Genomic DNA, 19,120 nt, shown 5'->3' with positions numbered 1-19,120 from the left:
TACTCCATAAAGCACTGCTTATTTTGTATAGGTGTAGTTGCTGATATTCATATATCATAATATACGAGACAACTTAATCTTCCATTGCAAATTATTAATCATCACACAATCCTGCCATATTAAGTAATAATTTCAGGATGTCGCTGTGCAATAGATGGAATACTTTCAAAATCTCCTACAAGTAATTCTATTTGATTATCTTTAATTCCAGCTTCTTTTAGCTGGCTACATATTTCCTGTGTATTATTTTTATTACTGATACAAAACACTGCATCTGGATGCTTTCTTATTGCATCTTTAGGATTCGAAACTATAAATGGGCCATATGCCTTCCCCAATTTATTACAATCATTATCTACTACATCTACCAGCTTGCACTTATTACGCAGAAAAAAATGACATAACGCTATCCCACGTTTTCCACAACCAAATAGAACCAGATCAAAGTCCCCTAATCTGGTAGTAAATTCTCGATACCATCTTTTAATAAATAAAATCTCCTCTTCCTGTTTTGCCTTATATTCTTTATAATTATCAAAAATCTTTTTATAACATTCTATCTGTTCGTCAGATAGAATGTTTCTCGAAAACAGCAATTTTTCATTGTTGTCAACAATAGTTTTGATAAACCACTCAAATTCTTCATCAATATCAGGATCTCTTTCTGCTTCTTCAAACATTAATGCTTTCCCTATTTCACGTGTGAATGCCGTATGCATTCTCAAAAGCACAAACGGAAAATGTCCTTTTTTCAACCATGTGCTTTCAATAATATTCTTATACTCCTGATAAACATACCTAAGACAATTACGATTAAGCGAAGAAGCTCCTTCACGCGCCACCCTATAATTGTAGTAATTTCCCCTTATATACATTATTCTATCAGCATAATTTAATACCTTATGCTGAAATCCTATATCTTGATATGCTGCTCCAGGACTTTCATTCATTCTAATTTTATATGCATTTAAAAAATCCTTTTGATATATCCCATTCCAAATATAACTATCCCAATTATGAACTACAGCTTCAACATCAGTATCAAAAGCATACTGTGTCCTTATATTTTTAGGAATATAAAAAGCATTTTCACATAATTCTTCGTCACCCTTTCCATAAAGCATCTTATATTCCGTCTTAACCACTTGAGCCTTATTCTTCTTTGCATTCCAGTATAAATGTTTTAGCATATTGGGTTCTATATAGTCATCGGTTTCAATAATACTAATATATTCTCCTCTTGCAGCCTCTATACCAATATTAACTTGTTTCCCATAACTCTTAATGTCACTACAAAACAGCCTAATTCTCCCATCATTAACAGCATAGTTATTTATTATTTCCAATGTTCCATCATCAGACCATGCATCTACACATATTATTTCAATGGGTCCAATCTCTTGAGCAAGAACACTATTTAAACACTCTTCTATATAATCTGCGACATTATATGATGGCAAAATAATCGATAATCTTATCATATCTCATTCCTGACTATTCAAATAATCCACTAAAAATTCCGAATATCTAATAGGAAGACTATTATTTTTTACATAACTAAAAAAGGCTTTCAAACATTCATTAAATAGTCCTTCATCAATTTCATTTGATAGAGCAGCTAGTCTTACATCACTTTTCAAAAGATTGTAACATTTTGATACACTTTCATTATCTACTTTATCCAAACGTCCAATTTGATGAATAAAACGATAATAAAAACAGTATTGCAATAGTATTTGCTTATCTTCAAATTCTCCTTCTACTATTTTTTTGCGTATAAAGTCGTATTCATCATGTATAGCCCTCAACTTTGATTTTGAAAAAAAAGACGATTCTGGGTTATCTCTCCTCAAATTATAATATGCCTTATTGATATACATAATTCTGTTTGCATACATCATAGTTTGAAACCAAAAACCATTATCCTGATACGAAGCTCCCGGCGTCTCATTATGCATTATATGTTTTGATGTCAAAAAATCCTTCTTATAAATTCCCGCCCATGTATACATGTATCCACGAAATTTATCACGCACATCATTCCCTATTACCTTTCCATAGTACTGTGCTTGCTCTCTTAATGCATACTTTCGCTCTCTTATATAATTATCCTTTTCACCAATGGTGTACCAATAATCACCTTTAACACAATCCAAATCATATTTTATGGCAGCATCATATAATTCATAATACATATTAGGTTCTATAAAATCGTCTGTTTCAACTATACCAATATAATCGCCATTCGCAGCGGCAATCCCGATATTAACTTGATATCCATAACTCTTTTTTTTACTTTCTATTATCCTTATTCTGTTGTCTTTCTTTTCATATAACTTTAACTTTTCTAATGTACCATCATCAGATCCCGCATCCACACATAGTATTTCTATATCAGATAGTGTTTGATTAAGAACACTTAAAATACACTCATCAATGTACCTGAAAACATTTAATGATGGCATTATAACCGAAACTTTACACATGTAAATATTTCCTTTTTTGTTATATAAATCTATATCTCGACATTCAAGCCCACTCTGAGCGTTCATGTCTAGATACTTCCCACTTCAACCCCTTCTTTACATTCAAAAGATCACAGTATCTACACATTTCTATGGGTCTCGTCAGAAATTCACTGATTTCTTCTGCTGAATTAGCGGCATATATATCTATCCCATCATTTTCAAAACATGGAAGATCTTCGTTAAATCGTTTTGAAAAATGTATTACGTGCGCAGGCATAATGCACGTGTATAATCTTCCATGTTTTAAAGTAATGCAATTATTTGCTCTATAACATCCATAAAAATTGTCCTCTTTATTTTGCCTTCCCATTACATCCAAAGGTTGAAATACAAGTGTTTTTTCAATGTTTCCATTATTAAAATAACTTATATCAACGCCCATCTCATTTGCTTTTTTTTCAATTGCATCATAGTCAACCTTTATCGGATATTTAGTAGGCTCAATAGATACTTTATTCTTAGCACAACATTCCCAAAAACTATCAGGCATATCTGGAAGCAAAATTCCGTTCGTAACAATTGTAAGTTTACAATTTCTGAAACAATTTCTTGTTAATTCTATAAACATTTCTATATTTGGATGAAGGAGTGGCTCTCCTCCTAATAGAAGAATTTGAGATGCTTTGCCATTATATAATTCTGAAAGTCTCTCGCAATCGCGTTTATAATCTTCATAATCCAAAAATTCCTGATCAGCAATAGAAGAGAAATGAAAACACCCCTTACAATTTAAATTACAATGCTCTGTTAAATGAACTTCAAATTTCAGTTCTTTTCTGGGTGTTCTAATACGAAACTCCTCTTTCGGGTTCTTCTCTCTATCCGTAAACCGCCATTCCCTTTCTTCCCCAGAACTGACCCTCCACTTTAATCCACTCATTCTATGCGCTATGTCGCAATATCTGCAGAAAGGTATAGGCTCAGCAAGAAATCTTAATACTTCCTTTTCGGAAATATTTTTGTTGTATATATCTATATAATCATTCTCCGATAATTCAAGGCTCCTTCCATATTTCTCACAATATATATATGAGTTAGGAGCTATAGTACATGGATAAAGCTTTCCATTCATCAATGTAACGCAGTAGTTAGCATGAAAGCACTTCATAAATGATTTTCTAGGATCTTGCCCACCTGTTATATCGAGTGGCACTTTATATAAAGTCTTTTGAACTTCACCAGAATTGCCATAATATTCAAACTCAACATTCTCATCATAGCATTTCTTTTCCATCGCACTAAAATCTAAATCAATAGGATATTTCGTATTAGTAATAACAATATGTGATTCCCGACACACCTCCCAAAATTCGTCTTCTTGCTTTAGCAATGTTATTCCATTCGTATCTAATTGAATTCTAGCTTTAGGAAAAGCATTTCTTACAGCCCTAACAATTTCTTTCAATTCCGGATGGAGTAATGGTTCTCCCCCCATTATTCCTATTCTATCAATACCAGATGTCATAATTTCAGCAAATCTGTTAACGTCACTTATTATTGATTCAGCTGAAATAATATTTTTCTTAGAAATAGAAGCAAAATGATCACATCCTGCACAATTAAGATTACAATGAGTCAAAATATCAATAACAAGATATGAAAGTCTAGGCTGTGGCATAATCCGCCTTAAACATTCCATAACATTTACATGATCTGGTTGCACTTTATCTAAAAGAAGTCGACTTAGGTCTTCAGCCACATAGTATACATTTTTAGCATTTTTTTCCTGCAGTACTTTCCCAATATCCAAATGAAATTTAGCTCTAGTTGCTACGATTATAGGATACTCATCTTCAAATATTACTTCTGAAACAGTTTGCACTATATGTCCTTCAATTGGGCTCAATTTTTCCCCCCTCGCATCAATAGCTACTATCATTTTATTTGACGCACCGTATTCTGCTAAAGCAGAGGCTACCGCACGTCCAACTAATCCTGCTCCATATAAATAAAAGCCTTCATTTTTTGCAACAATTTCTAACAAATCTGACATTGATTCAAGCATATACCGCTCCTTTCATCGCCCTCTTTAAACTTCTATAAACATGTAAAAACCACTCGCGGTTGTCTCCAAACTATTTTATTTTTTTTGCCTAATCTTTTCTCTATTTTATCCTTAACAAATTCAGCCGTATCTCTACTACTTAACGCTATAACAATATAATCAAATTCTAATTTATCTAAACTTTGGGGTGATTCTACAATTCCCCCATATTTAGAATAATTCTCATCCACCCACGCAACCATTGATACATATCTAGTATAAGTAATCTGTCTATAAAAACTTCTGCCAACCTTGCCCGCTCCATATAACACTATATTTGCACCCTTTTCTATCAATTCAAATGGGAACACATATTCATCCTTATTTCCAGATGCTTGTATCAATTTCATAAATTTATACATTTTCGAATCATATCTTATAATTTCGCAAATCTCTCTAACATCATCATTTAAATCACATGTTTTTATTGTGTTTTGACTAATTCCCAGTTTATTCAGCCATTCACCTTTTACAGCATTAAACATTTCCTCATAAAAATCAGACTCCATAAAGCGTTTAACATTCCATACTATAAAATGCATAACAAATCTAATATAGTCTTGCTCAAAAACTTCAAATTTATTCCATGCATAAAGACTCTGTCTTAGTCCATACATAGCATTAAATGAGTATTTCCATCCACCCACATCAATGTATCTATGGGTAATTGAATTTTTATTATTTACCCTTTTATGTACTAAAACATCATCTAAACAAATTATTCTTTCTGCCCCAGCCAAAAAACTTTTAACAAAGTACGAATCGTTTACACATGGTTGGCTTTGAAAAGACAAATTCAATTTCTCAATAGTCGTACGCTTAAACAATTTATCCCATGGCCAATCAGCAAAACTCAAAAAAAGATCCTTAACTGTTGATCCATTAAAAACTTTTCTAATAGGTATATTTCTAGCATCTATCGTCCATGTTGCAGAACGAATATCACCTTTTTTTTCGTCATATTGGTCACTCCTAAATATCACAACGTCAGCATCCGTCATAATCGCTTCATTATATGCCAATAATAGCATTTCATTTTCGAAATAATCATCCGCATCCAAAAAAGACACATATTCCCCCTTTGCATATGCAAGTCCTAAATTTCGTGCTTCTCCGGCATTTGAATGTAACTGAGACATAAGCATAATTTTACCTAAATCTGCATACTTCTTCAAAATATCACACGTCGAATCTGTTGAACCATCATTCACACATATTATTTCTATTTCTTTCAGCGATTGCGCAAGCAAATTTTCTATCGTACTTGCTATATAACGCTCAGCATTATATACAGGCATAACAATACTTACTTTGGGATAATTATTCATATTAACCTCGCTACTATCTTATTTCCAATCCAGTAGGTTGAAATAAGATAATACTCTTTTCTGATACTCCTTCACTAATAAGTTGTCGATAAATGCAAAATCTACTTGGGCCATTTGCTATAATAATGAGTGATTTTCTCGATTCATTTTTTTTGCTTTCTAGTGAATAAATGGGTTTATCAAAAAGTTCCCTCCCCCATTTTTTTTCGTCATTATCAAGATACATTGTCACCTTTGAATCAGCATCGTTCTTTTTTAATAATAGATATAATAATTTGCCCCAATTTCCAGCCCCAAATATAATAGTATTCTCGCTATTTATGACTTTCTCCACCAAATCTTTAATATAGTTCTTTTTACCTATTCGTATTCTATCGTAATATCTCAAATATATCTCTATACTATCTTTTAATAAATTAGCAATAAATACGTTGTTCAACGAGGTATAAGTTGCTGAAATAAACCCTCTTTCAATACCCTCTATATACTCATCCCGTACTAATTCAAGCGTTGAATAGAGTTCATCACATTTACCATCATCATTATCTAAATATCTTATTATTCGACTTGAAACACTCCCCCCTAAAAGTCTTTCATAATATACTATCCACCACCATGAGTCTTCACTTACATAATTTTTTAAATACTCCTTACAATACTGGAGTTCTCTATAGATCATCAATAATCCATGAGGATTGATTACACTCGCATTTTCGCTATCCTTTCTATAAAAATATAGGCTTTCATTAATATATGACGCTCTTTCTGAATTTAAATAAACTTGTAATACAAAGCCTATGTCTTGATACGCAGCTCCTGGCGTTTCATTTAATTTGATGTTCTTACGCCGAAGAAATGCAGTATTATAAATTCCGTTCCACATAGTAGAATCGACTACCCTTTTTTCTGGTGATACACTTGGATTTATAATCTCTCCAGCTCCTATTGATTTACTAATACGATGCCCAAAACAACACTTACCATAATCTGTTGTAACAAATTCAAAATAATCGCACTTAACAAACTCTACATCAAGAGCTTTTGCATGTTTATATAGTTTTTCATACATATCTTCGCAAATATAATCATCTGTTTCAACAAATCCTATATATTCTCCCTTTGCAGAAGCAATACCTATGTTTTCTTGATATCCAACACTTTTTTTTTCTGAATCAATTAGTTTTATTCTATTATCAATCTTTTCATACTTTTTAATTATCTCTCTCGTTCCATCTGTAGATCCCGCATCAATACACAAAATCTCAATTTCATGTAAAGTTTGCCCAATTACACTTAATAAGCATTCCTCTATATAATTCGAAACATTATATGAAGGCATAATTACTGTTATCAACGGTCTATCTAATATTTTACTCATACGATCCTCTTTTCTTGATCAACAATTATCAAATGTCCTACTCAATATCAGAACATCAAAAACAGGATTGGGAGCAGCATCATATATAACTATTTGCTCACTCTCAATCCCTCCTATTAGAAGCTGCATCATCATTTCTAAACCATACTTTTTATTTGCAATTACAAATGCATAAGTATCCTTATTTTGTAAAACATCATCTAAATGATACACTTCACTTCCATCAATGGTTTTCCCGACCAATTCTTCATTATTATCACAAAAACATATATCAATAACATGCATATATCCTCGTAATATGAAATTTATATATTTTCCATATTTGCCTGCCCCAAAAACGCATACTTTTTTCCCTTGACACATTCTATATATTTTTGTGAACAAATCATATCTTGTCCTATTTATTTTTATATAATGAGCTAATAACATATAATCATTTGTCATTAAGTAATTGTATCTTACTAGTTCATTACTATTTAATTCGTTAATAAACAGTTGTTCTTTTTCTTTTAATACTCTTCGAATTAGTTCTATTCCTTCTTTTGATTCATTCCAATATTCTTCAATTGCCCCCATTTTATTGAACATTGTATTAGTCATTTGAATCATTTTATGATAAAAAGTCGATTGTAATTCATTTGATTGCAATTCCAAGTATTCTTTGATATTTTCATATTCGGAAACTATAAAGTTTACACCTTTTCTATTATATCCAGATGAATATGGATTAGTTCTACGATAATTATACACAACTTTTCTTATATAAATGGATTTATTAGCGCTACTTATCGTTTTAAATAACATCCCCAAATCTTGCATTGCTGCACCTTGTGACTCATTATATAATTTTTCTTTAAGAAAAGATGATTTGTATATTCCATTACATAAATATGTATCTTGAAAAATAATATATGGCACATTGCGTGGAGAAACCATTATCTTTTCTATTGCTAATCCACGATAGAAATCGCCATATGGCCAATCTATATTGCAATAAACACCACCACTTTCCATTGATTCATAGATATTTCTAACTCCACCTTTAACATAATCAACATCACAATTTCGAGCTTCATCATAAAGTATTTCCAACATATTAGGCTCAATATAATCATCTGTATCAATAAGAGCGATATAATCTCCGGAAGCCATACTTATTCCTAGATTCATTTGATATCCATAACTCTTAACGTTCGTAGTAATAACTGTAACTCTCTTATCTGATTCTGAATATTTTTTCAAAATATCAAGTGTTCCATCAGTAGATTCAGCATCAACACATATTATTTCTATATCATATAGAGTCTGTTCTAGCACACTTTTCATGCATTCATCAATATATTGACAGACGTTATATGATGGCATAACAACAGAAACTTTTATTCCAAATAGTTCTTTTTTTTCTAACGTTTCAGCCATATTCAGTTATTCCTTATCTCCTTTTCAGATAAATCCAATGCCATTTTTATTGTATCCTGCATATCTGTATATTGATATGTTCCTAATCTCCCTCCCAAAATTACTTTTGGTTCAGATTTTGATAATTCTACATATTTTCTATATAGTATCGTATTTTTTTCATCGTTGATGGGATAAAACGGCTCCATACCATCTCCAAAGAGTTCCGGATATTCTCTAGTAATAATTGTGTGTGTTTGTTTTCCATATTCAAAATGTTTATGCTCTATTATCCTAGTATACGGAATATCTCTAGATGTATAATTTACAACAGCAACCCCTTGATAGTTATCTATATTTATGCGCTCTGTTTCAAAACGAAGACTACGGTAATCTAATCTACCAAGTTTATAATCATAAAACTCATCTATTGCTCCTGTATATATAATCTTATTTGCCTTTGCATTCCAATATGTCTTTTCTTTGCAGTAGTCCCGTCGAAAAACAATCTTACTACCTTTAAACATTTTTTCTATAATTGGTGTATATCCACCAATAGGAATTCCTTGATAATAGTCATTATAATAATTATTGTCATAAGTAAATCTAAGTGGAATTCTACGCATTATCGAGATTGGAAGTTCACTACATTTTTTTCCCCATTGTTTCTCTGTATACCCTTTTATTAACTTTTCATAAATATCTCTTCCAACCATTTTTATTGCATGTTCCTCTAAATTACTGGGTTCATAATCTATTTCTTTTCCTTGATTGCTTATTATTTTTTTTGCTTCTTCTGGAGAAAAAACTCCCCACATTCTTGAAAAAGTATTCATATTGAACGGAAGATTAAATATCTCTTCATTATATCTAGCTATAGGAGAATTAATAAAATGATTAAATTCGGCAAATCTACATAGATAATCCCAAATTCTTTTGTCAGAAGTACGAAAAATATGTGCCCCATATGCATGAACAATTATTCCCTCCTGATTATAGGTGTAACAATTACCACCAATATGATTTCGCCTTTCAACAACTAGACACTTTGCTCCTGTTTTATTTAATTCATTTGCAACTACTGCATTAAATAATCCCGATCCAACTAATAAATAATCATACATATTACAGAATCCTCTTCTTATTCACTTTGCTGTGCTTTAGTTGTCAATAAAACATATTATTTTATGCTCAGGAATACCTTTACTAATAATCATCTTTCTAACTTTTTCACTAACATTACAATTTTTAATTGCAATTATTAACTTATCAAAATCCACATTCCCTATTTCATCCGGTGAACTAACTCCTAGTCCATCTTTTATGCACTCCTCATAGTTCTCATCAAACCATCCAACAATTTGCACTAAACCGTTGCTTCGTAATGATGTATATACTCTTTTACCCACCTTACCAGCTCCATAAATAACTATTCTTTTGTCTGTTGAATCTAGATATCGAAACGGATATCCATATCTATTGTAGTCCAGCCTATTTTTTGAACTGTAAAAGCAAAATTCGCCTGGATCTGTTACAGACAAAATAAGACTACATATATAATCACTGTCTTTATAGCCCTTCAGTTCAAAACTAGAGAGTACTTCATCATGTATAAACTTATAAAGCATACTAAAATCACTATAATCAGCTTGTCTATTAAGCGCTCCTAATGCGGTGAGTAGTACTTTTTTATTAAAGCTATTTCCAAACTCTTTTAATAAATTTCTCTTTAATAGCTGATTTTTTATTTCCAACAATGCATAAAAGAAATCTTTTGAATCTACGCTATTTGAATATCCTTGCAAGCTATTTGTATTATTAGTTCTATAGAAAACATACGCCTCTGGTATCCATGAAATAGTTTCTGCAAGAACTAAAGACATATTTGAAAAATATTCATCATTACACCTATGTAATGATTGAAACTCAATCCCATTTTTAACTATAAAGTCTTTCCTAAACAATTTATTCCATGGGGCAGGCGTGGTTATCTCAAAAATATGATCAGGTACATCATATGCATTGAATGTACTAAAACATTTAATTAATTCCGTACGTAATACAAAGCCGGGATAGTATAAGATACCAGAATCGTTATCATAATAAGCTGCATTACATAAAACTATATCTGAATTGCTTTCCTCAGCTTTAGATACCATTTTTTCAAGCATATCGGGAGCAATCCAATCATCACTATCAAGAAATAATACATATTCTCCTTTGGATAGACTGAGTCCATAATTTCTTGCTGTCCCAGCATACTTTCCAGTATTATGATATACATTTATTCGCTCATCGTCTTTTGAATAATTATATGCAATGCTATATGTGTCGTCTGTAGAACCATCGTCTACTAAAATAAGCTCAAACCATGGGTATGCTTGAGCTTTAACACTTTCAATATACTGCGATATAAATTGCATAGAATTATAGCATGGAGTTATGATTGACACTAGTTTCTCGTTTTTCATAGACTCATCTCAAAATCACTCTTCATATCAACTTAACCTCAACTATTATTAAGCAAAACATCAATAACCTTCTCAGCTGCGATATATTTTGTAATCTCCATAAATAATTCTTCACGTATGGTGTCATTTCCGCATGCAAACAAAATATATATATTGCCTACATCCAATTCATTCAAATAATCAGTAGTTTTGACGCTTTTTTCGTTAGAATTATTATCTAACACAGCCTCCTCTAATACTCCAAAATCATTATTCAAGATAGTTTTTGTCATTTTCCCAATTTTCCCATAAGGATATATGATATACTCCCTACCTATATTTTTTAATTCATGTAATAAACATTTATGTATTTTTAAATTTCTATCCAATTCAACAACTTTAGAAGCCAAAACATTCTTCTTGCCTACCCCAATATGATAATGAAAAAAAATAGTTTCAAGTAGTGTTTTCAGCATATCCTTTTCATTATTATAATGTCTCTCAACGTTGGTATTACTTTTCAAAATTGAAAAAAAATCACTCCACTTTTGGAATATATCAATTCCAGAATACATTTCAGCACTTTCTCGTGCTTCTTTAGATAGCTTTTCCTTTAATGCTTCATCTAACATTATTTTCACTAATGCATTTGCCGCAGCTTTCTTGTCTCCCTGACGAACAGCTATATATCCTCCTGTTTGAAGCAAATCCAAGTATGGCATATCATATGTTACTAGTGGAAGACTATGCCACTTTCCCTCATATATAGCCATACCAAATGATTCATATGCTGACGTTACTAATTGTACTGAAGAAGTTTCATATACGTTATGTATTTCATTACCTAAAACACCACCGTATATAATATTATTCTCCAAATGATTCCTCTTTATCTCTAGCATCATTCTTTCAAGCAACCCAAATTCTTCCTCAGGACCATATATCACTACATATGCTTCAGGAATTCTCTCACATACATATTTCATTATAGGAATCAATTCCATTACTTGCTTTTGTGTATTATCCAATCTCCCAACCCAAATAATCTGATTCCATTTCTTATCTATAACTATTTTATTTAATTCATCAACATAACTGACTGGATCTGGAATATGTGCAACATTTTTACAAAAACACTTCCAAACTTCGTTCTCCATTTTGTTCAGTGTGACCACACCATCAAAAAATGGAAAAACTTTCCATTGTAAATAGATGCTATCTAACAGTTTGGTCATAGATTGAGAAATAAGTCCATGTTGTATTATCACAGAATAAGTAGAACAAAGTTTATATATAAGTAAATCATATGGTAAAATGCGTGAATAATATGAATTATTAATTATTAAATCAATACTATTATCTTTAATGATTGATTCTAGTGCATTCGCTCTTTCTTCATAATTGTTTGTTTTAAATGCATCCTCTTCATTCGGAATATAATAAACTTCATAATCTCCGTGAAAGTCATAGAAAAATGAATTTTCTGTATCATCAAATATCAAGCAAACGTCGTAGCCATGATTCAATAACATTTTTGCTAGTTCTGCTATTACTCTCTCTGTTCCTCCCACTCCTGAAAAGAAATACTGAATAGCTATGCTTCTAATCTCATGTGGAGGAATAGGATCTGTCTCTTCCAACAATTCACAAGCGATATTCTCATCTCCAAAGTCATCCGAAAATGTATTTATAATATGCTGTCTACTGATTCCCATATTAAAATCCTCTATAAATAGAAACTCCTATCATCCATACCATCATCATTATCTAATCCCAATAATATAGTTCTCCATTACCATTCCTCTCTATACTTGCAACAGATTTTTCCAAAAATTTAGATGATCACTCATTAAACTTTTAGAATATACTGCCTCATGCGCAAGAGTCCCCATAACACTTAGCAGCAATCTATTATTAAACAGATACTCAATCTTGTCTGCCATAGCTAGATAATCTCCTATTTCTACCAAAAAACCATTTTTTCCATCAATAATATCATCCTCTGTTCCAGATGTACGTGTCATCACAGGAACAGCCCCATTTGCCATAGCTTCCATTTGTGAAATACTATGACCTTCACAATCCGACACATTAACTGCTATATCCTGTTTAGCCCAAAACGCAGGAATATCTGAACGGTCTAATACTCCAAGAAAATGAATATTATCAATTTCATCATTATGACTAATTTCCTTCTCCATCTGTATACGTGCAGGTCCGTCCCCTGCAATTTCGGCTATAAAAAAAATTTTTCTTCTCCTTAATTCCTTAAACAAAAGGATCAATAAATCCATTCTTTTTTGACTCTTAGCATACCCATCAAGTCTTCCTGCATATCCAATTCTTATAGGCAATCTCTCATCTTCTGTATATTCTCTCTCAATTTGGGGTAAACAAATATATGGGCATGTAACAACCGATATGTTAGTATGCCCATTCTTTCTCATTTGATTATCAATCCATTTGCTTACAGCTACATATTCATCAACATAATCTGATACATTACTTTGTAACTTGCAAATATTTACTGTTCCCAAATGAATCATCGATATTATTTTTACATCTTGTGGAAACAAATTCTTTGCTATTGCTGCTGCACAGAAAATACTATCTATCCCACTCGTTATTATGACACATGGCAAATTTTGAATAATTTTTATAAAATATGGATAAATACCATCAACAAATCCATTTTTTTTATTTACATCATATTCAGCTGACAATCTTATCCTAGTTATGGATTCTGGAACAATATACTTATTGCAATTTGTCAAAATACGTATATGTTCTATCCCTGCATTTATCATTGCAATGCTAACATTTTTTACATACTCTTCCACTCCACCTAATCCTAGTCCCGCTTCACTCGCCCATATTATTGACCTATAATTATTTTTTGAATAATCTCCAACAATGCCATTACATATATTAGAATTAGAAAAAGCTTCTATTATCAACTCAATATCAGATATTTCATCATATGCTTCTAACAAATTTGTTAAATTATTTCTTACTGTTTCTTTAGCCTCTTCGTCCACAATTTCAATACAAATCTTACAATCATCATATATAGAATAAAGGGCAGACGGTAATCCCACTGTATAATGTCCAATTTCCATCCCTGCCTTTTGGACATCTGAATCAACAATTCCTCTTATTCTTACTCCAAGGCAATTTAATAAATCTATCCTACTATGAGCTCGTTTTCCAGCACCATAAATAACTACATCTAAAAACTTCTTATTCCGTCCTGTGTCACAATTCATGATCTATTCCACCCCATTTTCTTAGCATCAGAATCCTAGATTGTAACATTTCTTATGTCAAAATCATTCATTATTTCACATAATCTGTCATATCTTCTACCCGCCCCAAGTAATATGATTTTTTACGATCAATATCCTTTATCAATCATTTATCCTCATACAAAATATCTATATCTTGCTCAGCTGCTGGTATTAGTAATTCTTTGGCATATGCCCCGTTACAATACCTGCACATATCCAAATAGCCTTTTTTAGAATATCCTAAATTATATTCTAAAAATACTCGTTTACCGTTTGGATAGTTTTCCAACTTAGATAAATCCAAAAAGTCATCATTGTTATTACCTTTATGATTCATATTTTTCCCTACAGTATGCGCCATTACACAATAATAATACTTGTTTCCTTGTATCTCGCGACAGGGCGTTTTACATTTATCAAAATGAGAAATTAGCCTTTTTTCATCATCCCCATAATCAGCACTATCAAATCCATAATCCATCCATTCGCGTTCTTTTTCAGCTAAAATGTATTCCACTCTATGCTCTTCCAATTTATTTAGCAATAACTCATGTTGCCTTACTAATTTAGGAATTGCTAGTTCATAATTAGATATACGTATTAACATATTATATTTATTGCACAATTCTAATATATTGTCCGTGGGAATAATTGTTCCGTTTGTGGTAATACTAAAAATGCTCATTTTATTTCTATAATTCTTACCAATATATTCTATAGCTTTATCTAAATCCTTATATAAAAATGGCTCTCCACCAATTAAAACAAATTCCTGACATAAATCCGTATATTTAAAAAAGTAGTCCGCGCTTTTGTACACTATATCAACCATCAGATCACTAGATGATTTAGATACATAATTGCAACCATGAGCACATTTTTTACATCTCAAAGTACATCTTTCGGTTAATGATATTTGAACTAGCGGAATAAAAATTGCATCATTTACTCCAAAACTTTTCATGTATAGCAGCATCAGCAACTCATCATTATTAATAAAAAAATCTATTTCTTCATTTAACCCAACCTCTACTAATTGTTCGACGATTTCTTTTTGATACTTATTACCTACAGTAACAATAATTTTTTCATCTTTCCTCTTTTTTATTAATTCATCAAAATTCCATACCGGAATATCATTTATACTTTTTAACTTTGACTTATTATCTACACAAGCTCTTAATAATCCACTTTTTGAAGCATATTTCAAATATCTTTGACCAATCTTACCAATACCAAATAGTATTATCCCTCTACCAATATCATAATGGTTATAAATATCCTCATAACCTGGATTTGTCCATTTCATTCTTAATTCTCCACAATCAATTTTTCATAAGTGACTAAAAATAAAAACGTGGAACTATCACTTTATCAAAACCAAGCTTTTTCGCATTTTCAGCCATTTCTTCACTATATATGCTTGAAGCAACAATAACAGATACTCTATCTTTTGAATCGATCCAATCTGTAATCTCATCAATATCATTATCATTTTGTCTTTTTGTTATAACAAAAGAATAATTAGTTATACCTACTTCATTTAGCAATTTTTCCATAGCTATTCCCAATTTCCCTCTACCATATATCAGAATTTTATCTGCTTTTCTTAGGTTCATTAAAGTTTGTTCATCAAACTTATATGGGTAATATCCATCTCTAAAAGCTGTCTGTATAAATGGTAATACTTTATCCACTTGTGAAAACTTAGGAATATATGATGTTGGAAAGGACTCTATTTCACTATACAACTTATATGCATATAGTATCTTGCCGCTAGCCATTTTTTGAAGTGCTTGAATAATAATTCTATCATTTTCTTTATCTATCTTATTTAAAATATAATCGATAACAACACACATACTCTCAAAGTGCTTTATTCTATCCACTCTCGTCATAGATGTTGACTGTAAATGCCGCCTATAACAATATAACGCTTTATCAACATAACCAACTTTTTGAGCTTTAAACATGCAATCTAAATAAAAAATATTGTCCTCGTAAAAAATTCCATTTATGAAATATATACTATTTCCAATTAAAAAGTCCGTCCTATACATGTATGTACATGTAACCATATGATAGCCTGTTTTATATCCATCTAGAAAAAACTCTATTCCTGAACATACTTTTTCTTCTTTACTTTTCGCTTTCAATGTCTGCTGTGGTTTATCTTCATAAATCTGATATAAATTAAAGCCAAGCACATCTAATTCTCTTTCGTCAGCATTCTTTATCAATAATCCAAAAGCTTTATTATCAATAAAATCATCTGCATCCAAAAATAGACTATACTTTCCGGTTGCCTTTTTTATTCCTACGTTACGTGAATAGGATTGTCCTCTATTAATATCGTTTGAAATAATAATGATACGATCATCCATTGTTTGCATATTTCTAACTATTCTTTCTGAATTATCCGTTGCACCATCTAAAACACAAATGATTTCTATATCAGTAACATCTTGATGCATCACACTCAACAAGCACTTTTCTATATATTTTTCAGCATTGTATATAGGTATTACCACAGATAATTTAGTCATTTTACAAAACCTTTTCTATTTCACGCATAAAATCATCCAACATCCATTCATTTTCAATATTTCTTGTAAATAACTAATTCCAATATTCCTTGCATGCCCTGACCCTTTATGCTCACTTTTAACAAGTCTAATCCTCAATCTCTAAAGTAATTATTAGATAATTTTTTTTTCTTCTATCCCAATGTTTATCAATTTTCTCTTAATGTCTCTCCTTGCTGCATCACTTTTTATAGCAATAACTATTCTATCAAAATCCATACTCATTATTTTTTCTACTGGTGAAATTTCAGTTCCATACCAATCAGGGTTACCATCAACCCATAATACTACTTTACAGTAAGATAGCTCCGTAATCTGTCTATAATAGTCCTGTCCCACTTTTCCTGCTCCGTATAAAATGATTCTCTCTTCTTTATCTATTTTTTCATAAGGAAACAAATATCTATATGATTTATCCCAGACATTGTAAAATGCTTTTCTATCGTTTACCATTTGAATATATGAAAGAGCTAATGCTCTCTCTATATCAGGACTACCACTAAATTGGCCTTTTAGAAATTCATAATACTCAAATAATTTTTCTAAGAATAGATTGTCACTAGTATATTCTTTAGCATAATGGTTTTTTCTATGACGCGCCCTATAATAAGAATTACTAATAATTTGTACTGTATTCGCATTCTTTAAAACCATATATGTTATTAATCTATCCTCTGCATAATTTATTGATAAATCTCCTACTATATTGAAAATATTGTTTAATAATTCTCTTTTTACAATTTTGGTACATAATGAAGGTTGTAGCTGAAATCCATCAATATTCTCATCATAAATCCACTTGGCAAATTGTCCTGTTTTCTCATAAATCTTATCGTATCTTCCCTCAGGCAAATATATGTTACGATCAGCTATTATGCCATCGTAATAATTCGATATATTAAAACAAATAACATCTATATCAGCTCTAATAAATTCTTCTGCTAATATAAAAGATGTAGAATCAATGAAATCATCCGCATCTACAAAAGTAACATAATCTGCCTGGGAACACATAACTCCTTTTCTTCTTGCTGCAATTTTTCCTTTATTATCCTGATGAACAACTGTAATTCTGCTATCCTTTGCACTATACATATCACAAATAGCACCACTATTATCGGTTGATCCATCATCAACTATAATTATTTCTATATCCTTCTTTGATTGATTAACCACGCTGTCCAAACATTCACGTATATATCTTTCTTCATTGTAAACTGGAATTACAACACTAATAGCTTTATTCATATATACCTCTTAAAGCTTTTCCAAATCCTATAATGAGAATACTAATACCATCTCCTATTGGCACGCAATCATATATTCCTCTTCGTTCGCTAACGAATCTATCTACCGCTTCTTTTGGTCCTTTGAAATTATCCGCAAAATAATCGTGTATTAAAATCACTCCACCTTCTGCCATCCTTTTTTCAAAGAAACATAGTCCTAAATATGTCGGCATAAATAAATCAAGATCTAAATTCACAAAGCAAAATGTTGCATCTATATCTCTAGCAGAATCAGGAAATATCCCCTTATGTATAATCACATTATTAGGATTACTCATTTTCCCCAAAACTGTACTAATAGAGGTATTAGCATAATCTCCTTCCCTAGCATTTGAATAAGCCTTTTCTTTTTCATAGGCTATGTCCGCCTCAGTAAAGCCATTAAAGGTATCGAACAAATGCAGCATTCGCTCTGGATAATACATATTGATACATGCTGCAAAATCCCCCTGAAACACTCCAGCTTCTGCCACTTGATAAATAGGATTTAGGTCTGCTTGAATCAATGATAAATTTCTTAGAAATATCCTTCTTGTTTCTAATGGTTCATCGATATAATCAGTGATTATTTTCCCCCTTAATATATCGTAGTCCTCAACTAGTTGCTTTATTATGGAATCTCTTCCAGGAGCGCTTGTTAAAATTATAGTTTCGCACACCAGTGATTTAATATCTGACACAGGTAATACTGGGACATTATTTAAAAATGTTCCCCATTTTCTGCAATCGTTATCAACAAATGCAATAATATTATATTTATCAGAAATAGTATTAAATAATCGTTCTCCACCTCCACCTGCACCAAAACAGATTACATCCTCCTTTTTTTTCAT

The 19,120-nt window shown here is 31.4% G+C and carries 14 protein-coding genes; all 14 read right to left on the bottom strand.

Features of this window, described 5'->3' with window-relative positions:
• Nucleotides 1–119: 119 nt before the first annotated feature.
• The 14 genes from G602_RS0106610 to G602_RS25495 all read right to left on the bottom strand — a co-directional run bounded on the left by G602_RS0106610 (nucleotide 120) and on the right by G602_RS25495 (nucleotide 19,120).
• A complete protein-coding gene (locus G602_RS0106610; RefSeq protein ID WP_026658283.1) occupies nucleotides 120–1,481 on the bottom strand; it encodes a glycosyltransferase in 1,362 nt (453 codons plus the stop codon).
• A 3-nt stretch (nucleotides 1,482–1,484) separates the two neighbouring features.
• On the bottom strand, nucleotides 1,485–2,552 hold the full coding sequence (locus tag G602_RS25530) for a glycosyltransferase family 2 protein (RefSeq protein WP_049945093.1): 1,068 nt from the start codon (nucleotides 2,550–2,552) through the stop codon (nucleotides 1,485–1,487).
• Nucleotides 2,530–4,533, bottom strand: a complete 2,004-nt coding sequence (locus tag G602_RS28680; RefSeq protein ID WP_049945092.1) for a radical SAM protein — start codon at nucleotides 4,531–4,533, stop codon at nucleotides 2,530–2,532. The genes G602_RS25530 and G602_RS28680 overlap by 23 nt, the downstream gene beginning before the upstream one ends.
• Before the next feature lie 32 nt (nucleotides 4,534–4,565).
• Nucleotides 4,566–5,900 (bottom strand): glycosyltransferase, encoded by a 1,335-nt coding sequence (locus tag G602_RS28675; RefSeq protein ID WP_049945091.1) that lies wholly within the window; start codon nucleotides 5,898–5,900, stop codon nucleotides 4,566–4,568.
• Between the two features lie 13 nt (nucleotides 5,901–5,913).
• Nucleotides 5,914–7,278, bottom strand: a complete 1,365-nt coding sequence (locus G602_RS28670) for a glycosyltransferase (protein WP_049945090.1) — start codon at nucleotides 7,276–7,278, stop codon at nucleotides 5,914–5,916.
• Nucleotides 7,279–7,296: 18 nt separating this feature from the next.
• Complete coding sequence (locus G602_RS0106585; RefSeq protein WP_026658282.1) at nucleotides 7,297–8,697, bottom strand: glycosyltransferase family 2 protein; 1,401 nt, start codon at nucleotides 8,695–8,697, stop codon at nucleotides 7,297–7,299.
• A 2-nt stretch (nucleotides 8,698–8,699) separates the two neighbouring features.
• Nucleotides 8,700–9,800 carry a UDP-galactopyranose mutase gene (gene glf / locus G602_RS0106580; RefSeq protein ID WP_026658281.1) on the bottom strand — a complete coding sequence of 367 codons (1,101 nt, stop codon included), beginning with the start codon at nucleotides 9,798–9,800 and terminating at the stop codon, nucleotides 8,700–8,702.
• 36 nt (nucleotides 9,801–9,836) lie between these two features.
• Nucleotides 9,837–11,147 (bottom strand): glycosyltransferase, encoded by a 1,311-nt coding sequence (locus G602_RS0106575; RefSeq protein WP_026658280.1) that lies wholly within the window; start codon nucleotides 11,145–11,147, stop codon nucleotides 9,837–9,839.
• Nucleotides 11,148–11,185: 38 nt separating this feature from the next.
• Nucleotides 11,186–12,841, bottom strand: a complete 1,656-nt coding sequence (locus tag G602_RS0106570; protein ID WP_026658279.1) for a glycosyltransferase — start codon at nucleotides 12,839–12,841, stop codon at nucleotides 11,186–11,188.
• A gap of 90 nt (nucleotides 12,842–12,931) precedes the next feature.
• Nucleotides 12,932–14,392 (bottom strand): glycosyltransferase, encoded by a 1,461-nt coding sequence (locus tag G602_RS0106565; RefSeq protein ID WP_026658278.1) that lies wholly within the window; start codon nucleotides 14,390–14,392, stop codon nucleotides 12,932–12,934.
• Between the two features lie 145 nt (nucleotides 14,393–14,537).
• Nucleotides 14,538–15,722, bottom strand: a complete 1,185-nt coding sequence (locus G602_RS0106560) for a radical SAM protein (protein WP_026658276.1) — start codon at nucleotides 15,720–15,722, stop codon at nucleotides 14,538–14,540.
• A gap of 34 nt (nucleotides 15,723–15,756) precedes the next feature.
• Nucleotides 15,757–16,959 carry a glycosyltransferase gene (locus tag G602_RS28665; RefSeq protein WP_026658275.1) on the bottom strand — a complete coding sequence of 401 codons (1,203 nt, stop codon included), beginning with the start codon at nucleotides 16,957–16,959 and terminating at the stop codon, nucleotides 15,757–15,759.
• Between the two features lie 153 nt (nucleotides 16,960–17,112).
• Nucleotides 17,113–18,246, bottom strand: a complete 1,134-nt coding sequence (locus G602_RS28660) for a glycosyltransferase family 2 protein (RefSeq protein WP_026658274.1) — start codon at nucleotides 18,244–18,246, stop codon at nucleotides 17,113–17,115.
• Nucleotides 18,239–19,120: a TylF/MycF/NovP-related O-methyltransferase gene (locus G602_RS25495; RefSeq protein WP_049945089.1), complete on the bottom strand. Its 882-nt coding sequence runs from the start codon at nucleotides 19,118–19,120 to the stop codon at nucleotides 18,239–18,241. Before G602_RS25495 ends, G602_RS28660 begins: the two co-directional genes overlap by 8 nt.

It is taken from the genome of Butyrivibrio sp. AC2005 (genome assembly GCF_000424145.1).
Lineage (GTDB): Bacteria > Bacillota > Clostridia > Lachnospirales > Lachnospiraceae > Butyrivibrio.
Note: the sequence above shows the minus strand (reverse complement) of the source record. Positions and strands in the feature narration are given on the sequence as shown.